Below are 17,495 nucleotides of genomic sequence, written 5' to 3' on the forward strand. Positions count from 1 at the left end.
TGGACACGCCTTAATTCCTCCCCTTGCTTGTGTCCCGATTTCGCTCGTCCTGGCGCCCGAAAATCACTCCAGTGCGCGCGAAGTGGCTCGACTCTACAGGGCCGCTCCGATTGCGCCGGGCCTGATAAGGCGCCTGGAAAGGCTATGTGTTTACGGTGTAAAGACGGGCAAGATCGGGGAACTCGGGAGGGTTCGGATGCCATGTGCCGATCGGCCCCGACCTGGGACTCTGTGGGACAGCTGTGCGGTAACAGGGCTCATCGGAACCTTGCGGTGCCAGTTGCATTCAATGGGAAATAATCTCCGATTCTGATTGCATGAGAGTGCCCCCTGTTACGCTCCCTCCCGGATTTATTGGATTGCAAGGGGTGGGAGTAAGTGGGTAATTTCCGTACGCGAGGGTGGGCCGTGGCATTGTCCGCGGTGATGGCAGTGGGACTGCTGCCGGCCACCTCCGTCGCACTCACAGAACAGGACCCGGGCATCAGCACCTCGCTGCCCGGTCTGAAGCAGCCGAAGCCGGTACCGGTCGAACCGCTTCGCGCGGGGGGAGCCAAGCGTCCGGACGTCAGCATCGTCAAGGCGCCCGTCCGTGCGGCGTGGCCGCAGCCTGGCGTGCAGACGGTGAGCGTCTCGGCGGGGCGGACGCCGCTGGGCCGTGCCGCGGGTGTGGCGCGTGAACTGCCGGTCTCGGTGACCGCCGTCGCCGACACGGCGGAGGGCGCCCGCGATGGCGTCGGCGCACCGGCCGTGACCCGGGCGAGGATCTCCGTGGAGTCCCGTGCCGCCGCTGAGAAGGCGGGTGTCGAGGGGCTGTTGCTCACTGTCGGCAGGGCTGACGGTGTGAGTTCTGCCGGTCGGGCGCGCGTCAGCGTCGACTACGCGGCCTTCAAGAACGCCTACGGCGGTGACTGGGCGGCGCGACTGCGGCTGGTCCAGCTGCCGTCCTGCGCGCTCACGACTCCGGAGAAGGCCGGTTGTCGGGTGGCGAAGCCGCTCGCGACGACCAACGACACGGCCGACAGTACGCTCACAGCGGTGGCTCCGGTGTCGGCGGGAGCCCGCGCGGCCACCACCGCATCGGCCCCGGCGGCGGCAGCGGCGTCCGGCATGACGGTCCTCGCGGCGACGGCCGGTCCCTCGGGTTCCAGCGGTTCGTTCTCGGCGACCTCGCTCGAACCGTCCGGTGCGTGGAGTGCCGGCGGCTCGACGGGAGGCTTCACCTGGAGCTACCCGGTCGGAGTCCCGACCGTCCCCGGTGGCCTGAAGCCCGGCGTCACGCTCGGCTACAGTTCGCAGGCTGTCGACGGGCGTACGTCGGCGTCGAACAACCAGGCCGGGTGGATCGGTGACGGCTGGGGTTACGAGCCCGGCTACATCGAGCGCCGCTACAAGTCCTGTGAGGACGACAAGGACGGTGGTACCAACACCACCAAGGTCGGCGACCAGTGCTGGTTCAGCGACAACGCCACGCTCTCGCTCGGCGGGAAGACCACCGAGCTGGTCCTGGATCCGGTCAAGGGCTGGCACCCCACGTCCGACGGCGGCGAGAGGATCGAGAAGCTCAGCGGTGCCGACAACGGTGACGCGGGCACGGGTACGGTCGCGGGTGCGGGTGAGTACTGGAAGGTGACGACGCTCGACGGCACCCAGTACTTCTTCGGCAGGCACAAGCTTCCCGGATGGGCCACGGGCAACCCGGTGACCGATTCGGTCCTGACCACCCCGGTCTTCGGCAACCACAGCGGTGAGCCGTGCGCCACCTCCTCCTTCGCGACCTCCTGGTGCCAGCAGGCCTGGCGCTGGAACCTGGACTACGTGGTGGACCCGAGCGGCAACGCGATGGCCTACTTCTGGAAGCAGGAGAGCAACAACTACGGCCGCAACGTCAACGCCACCACCGGCGCGTCGACGAAGACCCCCTACGACCGCGGCGGCTACCTCGACCGTATCGAGTACGGCCTGCGCGACTCCGCGCCCTACGCGGCCAAGGCCATGGGCAAGGTGACCTTCACCTCCAAGGCCCGCTGTGACGCGAACTGCACGTTCGACGTCGCCCAGGCGCTGAACTGGCCCGACACCCCGCTCGACCTGTACTGCAAGGACAGCGCGACGGAGTGCAAGGGGCAGTACTCGCCCAGTTTCTGGTCGAGCATGCGGCTGACGGACATCTCCACGCAGGTCCTGACCGGCGGCGCCTACACGGCCGTCGACTCCTGGCATCTGACGCAGACGTTCCCCCCGTCGGGTGACGGCATCTCCACCCCGATGTGGCTGCACGGCATCAAGCGCACCGCCACCGACGGCGCGGCCGTCGCCGACGTGCCGATGATCACGTTCGTGCCGGTGCAGAAGCCCAACCGTGTCGACAAGCTCGGCGACGGCCTGGCCCCGTTCATCCGCATGCGGATGTCGCAGATCACCACGGAGTCCGGCGGCACCGTCGGCGTCGACTACTACGACCCCGACTGCACCGCGACCTCCCTGCCCCCCACGGACGACACCAACGGCACGCGCTGCTACACCGTCAAGACGGTCATCGACGGCCCCGACCCCGAGCACGACTGGTTCAACACCTATCCCGTCCAGCGGGTCATCGAGGGCGACAACATCGCCGGCACGCCGGACGTCGTCACCGAGTACGCCTACGTCGGCGGCGCCGAATGGGCCAAGAGCGAGGACGAGTTCACCAAGGCGGAGAACCGCACGTACTCGATGCCCCGCGGCTACCACCTCGTCCAGACCCGCACCGGCGCCGGCTTCGACAAGAAGACCCTCTCCGAGGCCCGCTACTTCCGCGGCATCGACGGCGCCCAGGTCAAGAACTCCGCCGGCGTCGCCGTGACCGACCGTGAGCAGTTCGCCGGCATGCTCCGCGACAAGGCCACGTACGACGGCGACGGCGGACCGCTCGTCAGCGCCTCGTCATACGTCCCGTGGCGCTCGGCCGTGACGGCGGCCCGTGCCCGCACCGGACTGCCCGCCCTTGAGGCGTACTTCACGGGCACGCAGACGGAGGAGACACGGGTCAAGGTCACCGGCGGCGAACGCACCACGCGGTCGGTCAAGGGCTTCGACTCCTACGGCCTGGTGACGACGCTCTCCGAGGAAGGCGACGTCGACAAGACCGGTGACGAGAAGTGCACCACCACGACGTACGCCCGCACCGGCACCTCGACGATCCTGGACAAGGTCTCCCGCAGTGAGACCGTCGCCGTCGCCTGTGGCGAGACCGTGTCGCGTCCCGCGGACGTGATCGACGACGTCCGGACCTACTACGACGGCCTTGCCCTGCACGCGGCACCCACCAAGGGCCTCGTGACCAAGTCCGAGCAGATCAACGGCACGGGCACCGGATACGACGTCACGTCCTCCACCCCGAGCGTCTGCGGCACCGGAAGCACTCAGCTCTGCTACGACATCTACGGCCGCCAGCTGGCCGAGGCCGACGCCTACGGCAAGGTGAGCCGTTCCAGCTTCACCCCCGCCACCGGTGAAGTCCCGACCAGCACCGTCGTCACCAACCCGCTCGGGCACACGATCACCACCGTGCTCTCGGCACGGCGCGCGCTGCCCACGAAGGTCACCGACACCAACGGCAAGGTCACCACGTCCGCCTACGACCCGTTGGGCCGGGTGACCAAGGCGTGGCTGCCCGGCAGGGCCCAGGCGACCTACCCGACGGCGCCGAACTTCCAGTACGAGTACCTGCTGCGGAACAACGGGCCGGTCGTCGTCACGACGAAGACCCTCACCCACGACAACCAGTACCGCACGAGCTACGCGTTCCAGGACGGCCTGCTCAGGGCGCTCCAGACGCAGGAGGAGTCCCCGGACCGGGCCGGCCGCCTGATCACCGAGGTGTTCTACAACACCCGCGGCGAGGCGATCGTCAACTCCGGCACCTACTTCGCGACCGGCGCACCCGAGCCGGTTCTCGTCACCGGGCAGCAGACGCAGTACCCGTCGTCGACCGAGACGGAGTTCGACGGTCTCGGACGGCCCACCACGGTCACCGCCAAGCGGTACACCGATCCGACCAAGAAGACCACCTACACCTACACCGGTGACACGACCACGGTCGTCCCGCCGGCCGGCGGCATCGCCACGACGACCGTCGTCGACGCGCTCAACCGCACCGTCGAGCTGAAGCAGTACACCGACGCGGCCCGGACTTCGGCCCAGTCCACCCACTACACGTACGACGACAAGGGCCGACTGGCCAAGGTGACCGACCCGTCCGGCGTCGACTGGACGTACGGGTACGACACGCGCGGCCGCCAGACCCTGGCCGTCGACCCCGACAAGGGCAAGGCCGTCACGGCCTACGACAAGGCCGACCGGCCGACCGACGTCACCGACGCCCGCCTGATCACCCTGCACACGGACTACGACGACCTCGGCCGCCGCACGGCACTCAAGAAGGGCACCAAGCTCCTCGCGGCCTGGAGCTACGACCCGACCGGAGCCAAGGGCCAGCCCTGGAAGGCCACTCGCTACGACGACGCCGGCAACGCCTTCGTCGCCGAAGCCGCCGAATACAACAACGCCTACCAGCCGTCGATCACCAGGGTCACGGTCCCGGCGTCGGAGACCGGTCTCGCCGGCACGTACGAGTGGTACACCTCGTACAACGCCAACACCGGTGCGGTGCAGGACGTCGAGCACCCGGAGATGGCCGATCTGCCCTACGAGCTCGTCAGCAACGGCTACACCGCGGTGACGGGACTGCTCGACACGGTCGGCACGGTCACCGACACGAGCAGCGCCGCGCTCGTCTCGGACATGACCTACGACCACTACGGCCGTCCGATCCGCGCCGAGTACGGCGAGTTCGGCCGCCACGTGTGGACCACCACCCAGTACGACGAGCACACCGGTCAGGTCACCAGCGCGTTCACCGACCGCGACACCGCGCCGCAGCGGGTGGAGGACACCTCCTACACCTACGACCCGGCCGGCAACATCACCCGCATCGCCACCGGCTACGGCCAGGACGCGGCCCGCACCACGGACACCCAGTGCGTCCAGCTGGACGCCCTGCGCCGGATCACCGAGGCCTGGACCAACACGGGCACGACCTGCGCCTCCGCCCCGTCCGACAGCGTCGTCGGCGGACCGGACGCCTACTGGACCAGCTTCACCTACGACGCCGTCGGCAACCGTGACACCGAGGTCCAGCACAAGACCACCTCGGGACCCACCGCGGACATCACCCGCGACTACGCCGCACCCAAGGCCGGCACGCACAACCTGCCGTCGGTGACACAGACCGGCGCCGACCCGCGCACGGAGACGTACACCTACGACGCCGCCGGCAACACCGAGACCCGGAAGATCGGCAACGCCGACCTGGAGACGTTGGTCTGGGACGACGAGGGCCACCTCAAGTCCACGACCAAGGTCACCGACACCACCGGCTACCTCTACGACACCGACGGACAGCGGCTGATCCGCCGCGACTCCACCGGCACGACCCTGTACCTGCCCGGCGGCAACGAGCTCCACAAGGACAAGGCCGGCAAGGTCACGGGCACCCGGTACTACGGCGGCGGCGCCATGTACAAGGGAGGGAAGCTCACCTTCCTGCTCGCCGACCACCACGGCACCGGCAGCACCCAGATCAGCAACGACGCCGGCCAGGCGATCACCCGCCGCAAGACCACCCTCTTCGGCGGCCCGCGCGGCACCCAGCCGACGAACTGGATCGGCGACAAGGGCTTCGTCGGCGGCACCAAGGACCCGGACACCTCGCTCACCCACCTGGGCGCCCGAGAGTACGACCCGGTCATCGGCCGCTTCATCAGCGTCGACCCGATCCTGGACCTGAACGACCCGCAGCAGTCGCAGGGTTACAGCTACGGCAACAACAACCCCGTCTCGTTCAGCGACCCGACGGGCCTCCGCCCCGACGGCCCGGTCGGCGGCGCCGACTACAACGACAAGCGGGAGACGACCGGGGCGGGCCACTACAACGGCTCCACCGGTAGCGGCTGGTTCGTGGACAACTACGGTGGCTGGAGCTACCGCTACAAGCAGAACATCTCGACCTTCACCGCGAACCAGGTCATCTGGTCGGACCGCGCCACGTCGAAGGGACGCGGACGCGCGACGCAGATGAAGTTCATCGACAACCCGCCTCCGCCGGTGACGTTCTACGAGCGGTACATCGGCCCGGTCATCGGCAGCCTCATCCTCCCCGACGTCGAGGCCTGGTCCGACTGCATCGGCGACGGCCCGTGGTCCCAGTGCGGCTGGGCGGCGACCGACATTCCCTTCCTGAAGCCCGTCAAGGGACTCAAGGCGATCGCCAAGCTCGCGAAGGGCGAGAAGGCCGCGGAACGAACGGAGGAAGTCGCCGAGACCGTGGGCAAGACCTGTCCGGTCGGGAAGCACAGCTTCCTCCCGGGCACGAAGGTCCTGCTGGCCGACGGCACGTCGAAGAACATCGAGGACATCGCGGTCGGAGACACCGTGCTGGCCACGGACCCGGACACGGGAGAAACCCGCGGCGAGGAGATCCTCGACGTCATCGTCACGGAGGACGACAAGGCCTTCACCGAGCTCACGGTGAAGGCGGGTGCGACCAAGGCGAAGATCATCGCCACGGACACCCACCCGTTCTGGTCGGTCAGCCTGAAGAAGTGGATCGACGCCGGTGAGATCACCGCCGGCACGACTCTGCGTGCGTCGAACGGCTCGGCCGTCGAGGCCACAGCGGTCCGGCATTACACGAAGCAGCAGCGGACGTTTGATCTGACAGTCAGTCGCATCCATACGTATTACGTGCTGGTGGGCGCGACTCCGGTCCTTGTTCACAATCAGAGCGGACCCGGTCCTGGCGAGATCTATCTGTGGCGTGGAGTCACTGCAGCGGAGCTGGCTGACATTCAGAGCAATCGCTCTTTCAGGAGCACCCAAGGGGTGAAGTACTTCTCGTACACGGAGCACGGTGCGGCCGAGTTCGCGCGACGGGCATATTCTCTCCGAGGTGAGAAGGACGGCCCCTATACGATGATTCGTACGATCATCAAGAAGGCTGATATTCCAACCAAATCGATCATGCCGCACACGTCGGATGTGGTCGATGGGGGAGTGGCTCTGGAGGACGATGTGCTTTCAAAGCTGGGCAGGCCCCGAATCATGACGGGAATGAGCAAGGCTGTTGGGTGCCCATGAAATATGTCATCGCGTCAGCGACCAAGGGGACCGTCGATGTCTGTCGGGCAGCGCTAGCGAGCTATGACTGCCTGGAGTTCAGGGTCGGCATCGTGCCTGATACGGGTGCTGGCTGCGATGCCGCAGTGGTGTGGTGGCCTCTGGCTCATGAGCAGTATGGGGGGATCCCCGAGGCTGGGCTGGCCCAGGTTCTGCTCAACACCACTGACGGTGACGTGCCGGAGATCATCCTGGCTACACCTCCGGGACCAGGCAGGACGTCAGGGGTTGGCGCAACAGATCCAGAGGTCGAGGACCACATGTTCACGACCTTGGATGCGTGCATTCGGGAATACCTGAAGACCTTTCCTGAGTGCCGCGAAAGCGCGGTGATCCTCATTCACCTAGATGCGGCCGGTCTCGACCGGGGGGACATGAAGGCCCGCGTCCGGGGCCTCGAGAGGTTTCTTCGCGCAGAAAGGTGAACTCGACTCTGGGGTGGCGCTCGCCGAGAACCTCCCCTGAGGTTGGCGATCAAGTTCGGCTAAAGGGTTGAACAAGGAATCCCCCGGCGCGCGTGGACGCGTGCCGGGGGATTCCTTTGAGGGTCTTCTGCCCGACGCGACTACTCGGCGACGAGGTCGCCCTCGCCCTCCTTGACTGACGGCCAAATTCCTGGGTTGAGGTTGAGAATTTGCCGAAGGGGTGCTTCCGGTATCGCATCGAGACGGACGACCAAGCGCAACAACGCGTGGCGGTCCGTCCTCATCGAGGCGCATCCTTAGCGACTCCTCCGCCGCCCATGTCGACGGCGATACGAAGGTCCCTCTGCCGCTGCTCCACGCAGACTACGACCTGGGCGGCGTGGCCAGCCCACCGCGCGGCTGCGTTCCACCCTGCCGGTGATCGGCATTACCCGGGCAGGCCGAGCCTGCGCCCGCTTGGCCCCTTTCTCGGGACGTACATCAGGCGGAGTACGCCATTGCGCCTGATCCATGCGCTATCTGAGCCTGAGGGGGTGACGCCGCGAGCAGTCGGTGTCGATGGGGACGCGTCGGGCCTGGCCGAGTGCCCGGCGCGGCGGCCCGGTGTCGAATCGTATGCCGGGGTCGTGCGCCTTTCCTCGCAGAAAGCGCCTCAGCCGGGCTGGGGGACACGGCAGGCCGTTCAGGTCGCGGAAACCGCCGTCCCCCAACGAGCGCTCCCGTGTCCAGCACGCCACCATTCACGTGCGGCGACCGCCGCGGGACGGCATGCGGTCCTGCCTTGGCGCTCGGCATTAGCCACAACACAGCCCTGCGGGTTCTCCCGTGCCGGCAAGCGCCAGGAGATTCTCGAAGGGCAGTGGAAGAACCGTATGTCCGTGCTCGAACGATATCCGCTCATCTTGGCACGACGGACAGCTGCGTGAGCCCTCGCGGTGACGCCGCGGATTCGCCGCACCACAAGGTGCCTGTGAGGCCGCCATCGATGAGCGCGGACGGCCTTCGGGCGCCCACGCGGCTTCGGTCTTCTGATCGACACGACGTCACCTGAAGCGAACGGGGTGGGCTCCGCACGGACGATCGAGCCCCGGCTGCCTCAGGTGCTCCTGCCCTTCACTCACATCACGCGTTCCCCGGGCAACACGTGATGGCGAAGCCCGCCGGCAGGTGCTCTCGCCTGAAACCTAGGCAGCCGCCGCCGTGTTGAGACTTCACCTCTTTTACAAGGAGCATGGCCGCGGCCGACCCCCGGGACCGGGAAGGGGGCGGAGAGCGCCGGGGCGGTGGACACCTCGGCGGGGCGGACAGCCCGGTTTATCCTGGTATGGGCCGAAGGTTACTTGAGGCTCAGCTTGGTGCATTCGTCGGCGAGTTCTGGGGTGCAGATCTCGGCGGCCGTGTAGATGCCCTCCTCGATGACGGTGGACTGGATGTTCTTCTTGTCGACGACCACCGGGTCGAGGAGGTTCGACGGGACGCCGTTGGTTTCGCTCTTGGCGCGGAGCGGCACATCCATCAGCAGATCGACCGCGAACGCGGCGGCCTTGGGGGCGAGCTGCAGGGGGCTCTTGTAGATGGTGAAGGTCTGGGTGCCGGCGATGATGCGCTGGATGCCCGCGATCTCGGCGTCCTGGCCGCCGACCGGGATGCCCTTGATGCCGGCGTTCTCCAGGGAGGTGACGATGCCGCCGGCCATGCCGTCGTTGGCCGAGTAGACCGCGCCGATCTTGTTCTTGCCGACCGAGGAGATCGCGGCGGACATCTTCTCGCCGGCGATCTTCGGGTCCCACTCGCCGGACGCCTCGTAGGCGATCTTGCCGTCGAGGGCGGTGTGTGCGCCCTGCTTGAAGAGACCGGCGTTCGGGTCCTTCTCGTCGCCGTTGATCATTACGACGTTGGCGGAGGCCGCCTTGCCGCCGAGGGCAGCGAGCAGGGCCTCGCCCTGGAGCTCGCCCACCTTGTTGTTGTCGTGGCTGACGTAGGCGTCCGCGCCCTCGATCATGCGGTCGTACGCGACGACCTTGACGCCCTTGCCCTGGGCCTCCCTGACCCAGCCGGCGGCCTTGGTCGCGTCGACCGGGCCGAGTGCGATGACCCGCACGCCGTCGGCGACCAGCTGGTCGAACTGCTGCTTCTGCTTGACCACGTCGGAGACCGCGTTGTTGTACACGACCTCGCAGGTGAGGCAGGCGCCCTTGACGGCCTCCTCGAACTGCGGTCTGTCCAGCGCCTCGTACCGGGCGGTCTTGTTCTCCGGAAGGAGGAGCCCGATCTTGGTCGAGCTGCCCTTGTCACCGGTTTCGTCGCCGCCGGCCTGGCCGCAGGCGGCGAGTGAGAGCTTCGTAGGCGGCGTGTACGGGCGTGTCGGCGCCGATCTCGATCGTCCAGGTGACGCTGTACTCCGGCATGCGTTCTTGCCCTTCCTGGGCGCCCTCGGCGCCCGCGTGTCGGCTCTCGGGGGTCTAGGCGGCGAGGGTGAGTTCGACGTCGTCCAGGCTGCGCTCGTTGATGGTGACGCCGCTCAGGGGGTCGAGGTCGTCGAGCCAGAGGTCCTCGTTGTCGGCGAGGTAGTCGCGCAGGGCGTTCGGGTTGTTGACGATGTACGCGGGAAGCTGGACCTCGACGGTGAACTCGTAGGTGACCTCCTCGCTCACGGTCAGGGCGAGGTGCGCGGTCACTTCCCGGTCAACACGTCCTCACCCGTCATCATGTGACGCGGGTAGAAGCGACCACCGCGGTCTGTGAACGGAATCCTCCGACCGCGACCGTCACGACGACGTGCGCGCCGCGGTCGAGGCCTGTGACTGCTGAGTGGCGGGCCCTGCTCGGCTCGGATGAGGACCCGGTCCGGCTCGGGTTTCGGACGACGGACCGACGTCACGGAGACGGGCGCGGCTGCGGGCGGGTCGTCCCCGGCAGGCAGGTGACCGCCGGGTTGTACGTGGTGAACTGACCCCTGGGGTTCTTCTTCCACAACCAGAGATGCAGGGCGTAGTGGACGGGCTGGCCGGGGAAGTTGCCACGGTTGGGGCCCTTGAACGGCACGCCGAACATACTCGGCCGGTCATCGTCCGTCTTCAGGTTCTGGTCGCGGTCGTACACCAGCCACTCCACTCCGACGAGCCGCTTGCCGCCCTTCCCGTCGTCCTCGTAGAAGAGCGCGGTGGGCTGCGCAGGGTCCGTAGAGTTGTCGTGCGCGTGGTTGAAATGAGGGTAGCCGAGCGCGCCCGTGCCACCCGCCCGGTCGAAGACGCAGTACTGATCGGGCCTGTAACCGGCCCGCACACCGTTCGCGTGCTGCTGGTACGGAGCGGTCACCCGATAGGTGACCGCCATGTCCGCCGCCGCCCTGCCCAGCTCGGGCCCGGGCCCGGGGAGGGCGAGCGCGGTGGCGCCGACCATGATCACGGCGAGGGTGCGGGCCATACTCGGTCTCCTCAACTCGGCAGCGCTCGGATACCCCGTCAGCCCTTCCCCCACTTGCCTCACCCGTCCCACGGACGATCCGGACGGAGGACACCTGGTTGGGCGATCCCAGGCCCACCGAGGCAGGGACGGCACCGATTCGCCTGCTGCCTGCCGGTCAGCGGCGCTGACGAGTTCCGACGCAGAGCTGAGACGGCGAACGAACCCACAGACCACAGGGCTGCCTCACGACACGGGCCGCGATCGGGTCAGTCGGGAAACAACCCCCAACACTCCCTCCGCCGACACGGGCACCCGGCCCGCTCGAAGCCGCAGACGCAGCCTGAGGCCCGATCTTGTGTCCCGGCCGTTCACAGTGCACTTCTTCGCGTACCCGCTCAGATCGGTCAACGGCGCACCCGATAGCGCAGGTGAAGCACCCGGTTGCCCTGAATCACCACGTCAGGGTCCTCCAACAGGTGCTGCGCGTGGACCGACCCGAAGTAGCGCTTGCCGGACCCGAACACGACGGGTACGACGTCCATGCGCACCTCGTCGACCAGGCCGGCGGCCAGCACTTGGCCACCGACGTCGCCGGCGGCGACCTCGACCAAGCGGTCACCCGCAAGCTCCTGCGCCTTGGCCATGGCCGCCTCGACGCCGTCGACGAAGTGAAACGGCGCCTCGGGGTCCCAGCCCTCGGGCATCGGCCGGTGCGTCACGACGACCACGTGGTCGATACCGCCCGGCGGCTTCCCGTCCCAGCCGTCCGTCAGGTCGAAGACGTGACGGCCGACGATCGTGACTCCGATCTGATCCCAGTACGGCCGGGTGTAGTCGTAGGACGCCTGCGACACCTTCAGCACCCCGCTCTCATCCAACGGGACGTCACCACTGGACAACCAGTCGAACAGCGGACCGGGCTGGTCATTCTGGTCCGCGACGAAGCCGTCCACCGACACCGAGCTGTACATGACCACCTTGCCCACGAGGCTCTCCTCTGCTTTCGGGTGCCCAAGTTAACGTGTCATGAGCTGTAGCCCTCGTAAGAAATCACTCGGCCGGCAGCGGCCAGCCGTCCAGCGCACAGCCGGGGATGCTCGCGCGGGAACCGCCGCCGGACTTCGACGTACCAGGTCGGCGTGAGCCCGGCGAACGCCCCGAACTCGTGACCGAAGCGGACCTGGTCGAAGTAGCCGGCTCACCGGCTGAGAGCTGTCCCGCACCTGGACGGCGCCCCGTTGCCGATCCCGGATCGGATCGTGTCAGTGGCTGGTGACAGGATCGAGGGGTGCTGATCAAGGGATACGAAGTCGGCCCGTTGCTGCCGGGCGAGTCGCTGCTGGTCCAGCCGGGCTTCTGGTCGAACTACCTCCTGGCGATGTGCAGCGACGGGGAGTGTGCCGAGCGCCCGGTTCCGGAGTGGTTCGGTGAGGACGGCGCCGATGTCGATGCCCTGTCCGAGGCCCTCTTCGATCCTGATCGCTGGCCGGTCTTCAGGGTGCCGGCAGATGACGGCCCTGGAGCCGTGGTGATCTACCGCAATCTGGATGGCGACTACGGCACCGACTACCTCATCACCCATCCAGGAAGAAGCTACGCCGAGCAGATCGCCAGCTGGGACGGAGACTTCTCGGGCGCTGGGCTGACTTGGTCCGAACTGACCCAGATCGCTGACAATCCGTCGCTTGCGGACGAAGGCGTCCAGGACCCAGCCACCCGCCTCCTGCTACTGCTGCCCCTCCTCACCGACCCGGACGTGCAGGAAACGGCATCAGCAAGGCTGATCGCCGCCCTGACGGCGACTGGCACGCCGCAAGACACTGCTTCCATCGCGGCGGAACACCTTCTGGCCCACCTCACAAGGAGATCCCGCCACGACCCCGTGTGGACGTCTCCGCTGAGCGGCAGCTGAGAGGAGCGGGCCGGGCCGCCGATCACCCATGAAACGACCTTGATATGGCAGGTGTGATCACGGCGTCGGAATCTCCCTGGACAGCCCCGTTCTCCGGGCTGAGCCCTCGCGCCTTCGGGAAGCTGGTGACGGTTCTGCGGCATCAGGGCGTGGACGAGGTCCGCAAGGGCCGGCCGTGGAGCCTGCCGCTGGAGGACCGGGCACTGCTGGTCGCGACCTACTGGCCCACGACCTCACCATGCGGCAGCTCGCGCCGCTGTTCGGGGTGTCGAAGACGGCTGCGGACCAAATCATCGTCCACCTCGCTCCGATGCTCGCGCTCCAGCCCCGCAAGCGGTGCCGGGTGGTGGCGGTGTGGCACGAGGGTGACACCAACCCGTTGATCCGATCGTTCAACGAGATCGCGGCAGCCGCGTACCGCCGCTGAAATCTCGCACAGGGCCACCTCCGTGATGACGGAGATGACGGAGATGACGGATCACCCGTTGGTGGATCCGCTCGGCGCAGTGAGCCAGAACCCTGCCGTCAGGGCGTGTCGTCCCGTATCCCGAGTGCGTACCAGAGCCGACCGTCCTTCATGTAGGCCAGGTGGGTTCTGTCCTTGTCACAGACCACGGAGGGCCACGCACCGCCTTCGGCGTCGACCGTCTGCGTGCTCCACCTGCCGGCCGCGTCTCCGTGCATCGCCCGCTTGGCCAGCTTCAGCCGGCCGTCGCCGTAGGCGACGCACAGCTCCGAACGCCAGTTGAACTCCGCGGACGGGGAAGTGTTCCGCGTGAGCCCGGTGGCAACCGCCTCTTTGACAACCGGGGAGGCGAACGGCTTCAGCCACGCCTTGAGCTCTCCCGTCTCGCCGTCCCAGTACACGACGCAGATGTCACCTTCGCCGTGACCGGCCAGGGAGGCGTTCTGTCCGGCCGAACCCGCCTCGTCGATGACGCCGTCGGTCCACTCGTCGTTGAACACCTCGGCCAGCTTGAGCTGCCGTCGTCCCACGCCTTCGTTCGTCTCCAGCTCGTCGAAGTAGGCGATGCGCAGCCCTTCGCCGTTGCTGAACGCCAGCGAGTTGAAGAGCCCGGTGGTGCGGAGCGGCAGGTCGTCGAGCACCTTCACATGGCCTCGCCACGTACCGTCGATCTTGGTGGCGTAGCACAGGGCCTGCGTGGAGAAGGTTTCCCGGAAAGCGATGTGCGGCGTGTCCCGCATGCTTTCGTCGTGCTTTCCGGGGTGCAGCTGCATGGAGACGTCCATGACGGACTGCGGGAAAAGGCCTCCCGAAGTCGGGACGTGCTCGCGGTTCCAGGACCCGTCGGCCTTCACCATGTAACCCAGGTGGCCGCTGGAGGAGTCTCGATAGGCGATGTGGGGGCACCCCAGAGAGTCCATCCCGAACGAAACACGATTCGCCTCGGGCGGCGAAACGGCGCCCGTGTCCTCCACCGTCCATCCCGCGGACCGTTTGCTCGCCAGCATGATGTTGCCCACGGGCCGGTGCGCCCTGTAGGCAATGTGGGGAATTCCATCACGGTCCAGAGCCAGGCAGATATTGCCTACCAGTCCCCCCACATCATCCACCATGTCAAAGGTGAAATTCTCAACCATGGGAACACCCGCCCTCGGGGCGCTGTTGGCGGCTTCCTCCTCTCCAGCCTAGCCCCGTCGGGACGGCGTCTCTCGTCGGCGGGCGCCATGTCCCACGGCGGCCTAGCGTGGAAGACATGGCTGTCACATTCCAAGCGGAGACGGTGGACTCGTCCTCGGTGCAGGGGCAGCTCACCCTCCTCGCCTCCAAGACCGGCATTCCGCACGTCGTCTACACCAGTCCGACAGGTCGCATCCGCTATGCGCACAAGAGCGGCGGAGGCTGGGTCCAGGAAGAACTGCCGCCCGACGCGGAGACCACCGGCGGGGACGACCGCGTCTGCCTTGCCCTGGACTCCCAGGAGAAACCCCATGTCGCCTTCCGCGATCGGCAGAACGATCATCTCGTCTACGGTGTGAAGAACGGGACTTGGAAATTCGAGGAAGTACCCACCCAGGGCGGAATTCATCCGCGAGGCGCCCAGCACTTCTCGCTGCGGCTGCATCCCGGCCGATTGGACACCGGACTCAAGGACACCCCGCACCTCTCCTACCACGACCTCTTCCACCCGAGGCTGGCCTACGTCGCGAAGACGCCCGAGGACGGTCGACTGACGTGGAAAGGGCATGTGGAGGAAGTAGATTTTCCCGGCGATCCTCATGACGCGGGCCTGCACAGCTCGCTCGTGTTCGATGCCGACGAGATCATCGGCATCGCCTACTTCGACGACCGCGCAGACACCTTCCAGCGCCCCAAGCTCGCGATACGGGGCGATTTCGAGTGGGCGAAGCAACTCCTCGACGGGACCACGGCCCGTGGCGAGTTCACCTCCATGGTCCCCGGACTCGTCGGCCGCGACGCCATCAGCTACTACGACGTCGAGAACAAGCAGATCGCCGTGTGGATCCGCGACCGGGCCGAGCCCCCGGCACGCAAAGAGATCGTGGCGAGCGACGTACCTCGCGGTGCCCGACCCTCGTTGGCCGCCACGCCGACCCATCGCCTGCGTGTCGCGTACGTGGACGCCGGCGGCCTGCGCGTCGCCCTGCGGAGCGCGAACGACACGTGGGACGTGACGACTCTCGACACGGCGACAGCCGCTTGGCCGTCCCTGGCGTACGACCAGACCGGCACGGCGCACATCGCCTGGGTGAACGGAGGCACCCTCAAGTACGCCCGCGGCACCGAGTAGCGCCCTCGGCCGGTCCCCTGTCGTCCCGACCGCCTGCCGCAGGGCCGGGCATGCAACGCCCGAGCAAGCCGCAGGGCCGACATGGAGCGCCCGAGGAACCGCACCGCCGTCACCTGCATCGCGAAGCCCCGCAGGTTGTGCGCACGCCGCTTCGCCTGCGGCGCGCTCTCTCACTCCCCGGGCCCGCGTGCCGCTGCGGCGAGGCTCTGCCGTAGGTGGGTGAGGCGTGCGATCTCGGCGTCCAGGGCTGCCAGGCGATCGGCCACGACGCCGCTGAACTCACCTGGGCGACTGCCACACGACCCCGCGGGGTCCTGGACAAGGAGGTCCAGTCGGTGGGCACGCCGGCGAAGGTCCTCCAGCGTGAGGCCCAGAGCCAGCAGGTTACGGATGACGCGTACGCGTGCCACATCGGCGTGGCCGTACTCGCGTTGGCCGGACGGGGTACGTGGCGGGGGCCGGAGCAAGCCGCGGGCCTCGTACAAACGCAGAGCACGTGGGGTGGTGCCGGCCGCCGCCGCCGCTTCACCGATCCGCATGCCCGCTCCCCGTGTCGTACAGCTCCACGATCCGTGTCCTACAGCTCCACGATCGCCGCGCCGAAGGAGCGGCCGGCGATCAGTCGGGGCAACGCCTCCGGGGCGTGCTCCATTCCATGGACCGCGGTGTACGGGAATCGGATGTCGCCCGCCCGCAGCCAGTCCCCGAAGCGGGCCTCCCACTCCGCCTCGACATCCGGATGATCCGCGCCGTTGTAGCCGGCGATCCTGATGCCCCTGGTCAACAACCGGAACGTGTCGAGCACAGCCGGAGCACTCCCGCCCGCGCGGTCCGGTGACAGCTGACCGTCCAGTGCGCCGACGAGGGCGAACCGGGCGCCTCGGTTCGCCGCATGGACGGCGGCCGTCAACTGTTCGCCGCCCACGGTGTCCAGGACGACGTCGATGCCTTCCGGTGCGGCCTCGGCGAGCTGAGTGCCGATCGAGGCCCCTTCGCGCAGCACCACGGCGTCGTAACCGAGTTCCCGCTCCAGTCGCCGGGCCTTTGCCGGTGAGCCGGTGCTGCCGATGACTCGGGCGGCGCCCAACAGCCGGGCGATCTGGCCCGCCAGGCTGCCCACAGCGCCGGCGGCGCCCGTCACGAACACAGTGTTCCCTTCTCGTACCTCGGCCAGGCGGGTCAGCGCGCCGTAGGCTGCGGAGCCCTGGGCGAGGTGGGCCACCGGGTCGGGCAGGACGCCCTCCAACGGCCTGCACTCGTCGGCGCCGGGCGTGGCGTACTCCCGCCAGCCCTGAAGGTGCAGGACCAGTTGCCCCTTCTTCAGCGGGCCGTCGACGACCTCGCCGATCGCGGGCCCGAAGAGGGTGTCGCCAGGGCGCAGCGGCGGCAGCGGCACATCACGGGTCTCGCCTCCGAAGAGCGTGCGCAAGCCCGGAAAGACCAGGAAATGGGTGTTGCGGACGAGTACCTGGCCGTCCTGGGGCTTGGGAACGGGTGCCTGTTCGAGGGCGAAGTCGTCCGGGATCGGCAATCCCGCGGGGCGACGGACCAGGCGTACGAGGTGATGAGTCGTGTTCATGACCGGACGCTAAGCCTTGACCCATGGGTCAAGGGCAAGGCCTGTGCTCCGGGCCTCGCATTGCCAGCGATGAGCCGATCGCGCTCGGTCGGCCCGGTTCGCGGCGCGGCGGGGGGTGGCTCGCTGTTCGCCGATCTCTCGGCCGACGGCTTGGGCCACCAGCGGCCGGAGTCTTGCGC

Annotated in this window: 10 protein-coding genes and 2 pseudogenes; 5 read left to right on the forward strand and 7 right to left on the reverse strand. The window is 67.7% G+C overall.

The window, feature by feature from the left end; all coding sequences use genetic code 11:
- Positions 1 to 426 precede the first annotated feature (426 nt).
- Both ACIP8Z_RS33965 and ACIP8Z_RS33970 read left to right on the forward strand, forming a co-directional pair.
- Complete coding sequence (locus ACIP8Z_RS33965; protein ID WP_402090274.1) at positions 427 to 7,179, forward strand: polymorphic toxin-type HINT domain-containing protein; 6,753 nt, start codon at positions 427 to 429, stop codon at positions 7,177 to 7,179.
- Positions 7,176 to 7,643, forward strand: coding sequence for a hypothetical protein (locus tag ACIP8Z_RS33970; RefSeq protein ID WP_158710453.1), 468 nt, complete (start codon positions 7,176 to 7,178; stop codon positions 7,641 to 7,643). The genes ACIP8Z_RS33965 and ACIP8Z_RS33970 overlap by 4 nt, the downstream gene beginning before the upstream one ends.
- 1,336 nt (positions 7,644 to 8,979) lie before the next feature.
- Here ACIP8Z_RS33970 and ACIP8Z_RS33975 read toward each other — a convergent pair.
- From ACIP8Z_RS33975 to ACIP8Z_RS33990, 4 genes and pseudogenes are all read right to left on the reverse strand, one after another.
- Positions 8,980 to 9,981: pseudogene (locus tag ACIP8Z_RS33975) on the reverse strand (sugar ABC transporter substrate-binding protein); the annotation flags it as partial.
- 124 nt (positions 9,982 to 10,105) lie between these two features.
- Positions 10,106 to 10,321: a hypothetical protein gene (locus ACIP8Z_RS33980; protein ID WP_402090276.1), complete on the reverse strand. Its 216-nt coding sequence runs from the start codon at positions 10,319 to 10,321 to the stop codon at positions 10,106 to 10,108.
- A 199-nt stretch (positions 10,322 to 10,520) separates the two neighbouring features.
- A complete protein-coding gene (locus ACIP8Z_RS33985; RefSeq protein WP_402090278.1) occupies positions 10,521 to 11,069 on the reverse strand; it encodes a hypothetical protein in 549 nt (182 codons plus the stop codon).
- A 386-nt stretch (positions 11,070 to 11,455) separates the two neighbouring features.
- Positions 11,456 to 12,037, reverse strand: coding sequence for a dihydrofolate reductase family protein (locus tag ACIP8Z_RS33990; protein ID WP_402090280.1), 582 nt, complete (start codon positions 12,035 to 12,037; stop codon positions 11,456 to 11,458).
- A gap of 302 nt (positions 12,038 to 12,339) precedes the next feature.
- On the opposite strand from ACIP8Z_RS33990, the gene ACIP8Z_RS33995 reads away from it, so the two are divergent.
- Positions 12,340 to 12,963 (forward strand): hypothetical protein, encoded by a 624-nt coding sequence (locus ACIP8Z_RS33995; protein WP_402090282.1) that lies wholly within the window; start codon positions 12,340 to 12,342, stop codon positions 12,961 to 12,963.
- A 44-nt stretch (positions 12,964 to 13,007) separates the two neighbouring features.
- Positions 13,008 to 13,300: pseudogene (locus tag ACIP8Z_RS34000) on the forward strand (transposase family protein); the annotation flags it as partial.
- Between the two features lie 188 nt (positions 13,301 to 13,488).
- Here the strand turns inward: ACIP8Z_RS34000 and ACIP8Z_RS34005 are convergent.
- Complete coding sequence (locus ACIP8Z_RS34005) at positions 13,489 to 14,565, reverse strand: hypothetical protein (protein WP_402090284.1); 1,077 nt, start codon at positions 14,563 to 14,565, stop codon at positions 13,489 to 13,491.
- 116 nt (positions 14,566 to 14,681) lie between these two features.
- Between ACIP8Z_RS34005 and ACIP8Z_RS34010 the strand changes: the two genes are divergently transcribed.
- Entirely contained in the window at positions 14,682 to 15,737 is a 1,056-nt protein-coding gene (locus ACIP8Z_RS34010; protein ID WP_402090286.1) for a hypothetical protein, read from the forward strand.
- A gap of 170 nt (positions 15,738 to 15,907) precedes the next feature.
- On the opposite strand, the gene ACIP8Z_RS34015 is transcribed toward ACIP8Z_RS34010, so the two are convergent.
- Together ACIP8Z_RS34015 and ACIP8Z_RS34020 are read right to left on the reverse strand one after the other, a co-directional pair.
- Positions 15,908 to 16,276 carry a MerR family transcriptional regulator gene (locus ACIP8Z_RS34015; RefSeq protein ID WP_402090288.1) on the reverse strand — a complete coding sequence of 123 codons (369 nt, stop codon included), beginning with the start codon at positions 16,274 to 16,276 and terminating at the stop codon, positions 15,908 to 15,910.
- Positions 16,277 to 16,314: 38 nt separating this feature from the next.
- Positions 16,315 to 17,316: an MDR family NADP-dependent oxidoreductase gene (locus ACIP8Z_RS34020; protein WP_402090290.1), complete on the reverse strand. Its 1,002-nt coding sequence runs from the start codon at positions 17,314 to 17,316 to the stop codon at positions 16,315 to 16,317.
- Between the last annotated feature and the right edge of the window lie 179 nt (positions 17,317 to 17,495).

The sequence above is a fragment of the Streptomyces sp. NPDC088553 genome (genome assembly GCF_044752965.1).
In the GTDB taxonomy this organism is placed as follows: domain Bacteria; phylum Actinomycetota; class Actinomycetes; order Streptomycetales; family Streptomycetaceae; genus Streptomyces.

Bases quoted from the DNA above. Each gene is read 5' to 3' on its own strand.
- ACIP8Z_RS34010 (WP_402090286.1), top strand. From the start codon at position 14,682: ATGGCTGTCACATTCCAAGCGGAGACGGTGGACTCGTCCTCGGTGCAG.
- ACIP8Z_RS34005 (WP_402090284.1), bottom strand. From the start codon at position 14,565: ATGGTTGAGAATTTCACCTTTGACATGGTGGATGATGTGGGGGGACTG.
- ACIP8Z_RS33970 (WP_158710453.1), top strand. From the start codon at position 7,176: ATGAAATATGTCATCGCGTCAGCGACCAAGGGGACCGTCGATGTCTGT.
- ACIP8Z_RS34020 (WP_402090290.1), bottom strand. From the start codon at position 17,316: ATGAACACGACTCATCACCTCGTACGCCTGGTCCGTCGCCCCGCGGGA.
- ACIP8Z_RS33965 (WP_402090274.1), top strand. From the start codon at position 427: ATGGCAGTGGGACTGCTGCCGGCCACCTCCGTCGCACTCACAGAACAG.
- ACIP8Z_RS34015 (WP_402090288.1), bottom strand. From the start codon at position 16,276: ATGCGGATCGGTGAAGCGGCGGCGGCGGCCGGCACCACCCCACGTGCT.
- ACIP8Z_RS33985 (WP_402090278.1), bottom strand. From the start codon at position 11,069: ATGGCCCGCACCCTCGCCGTGATCATGGTCGGCGCCACCGCGCTCGCC.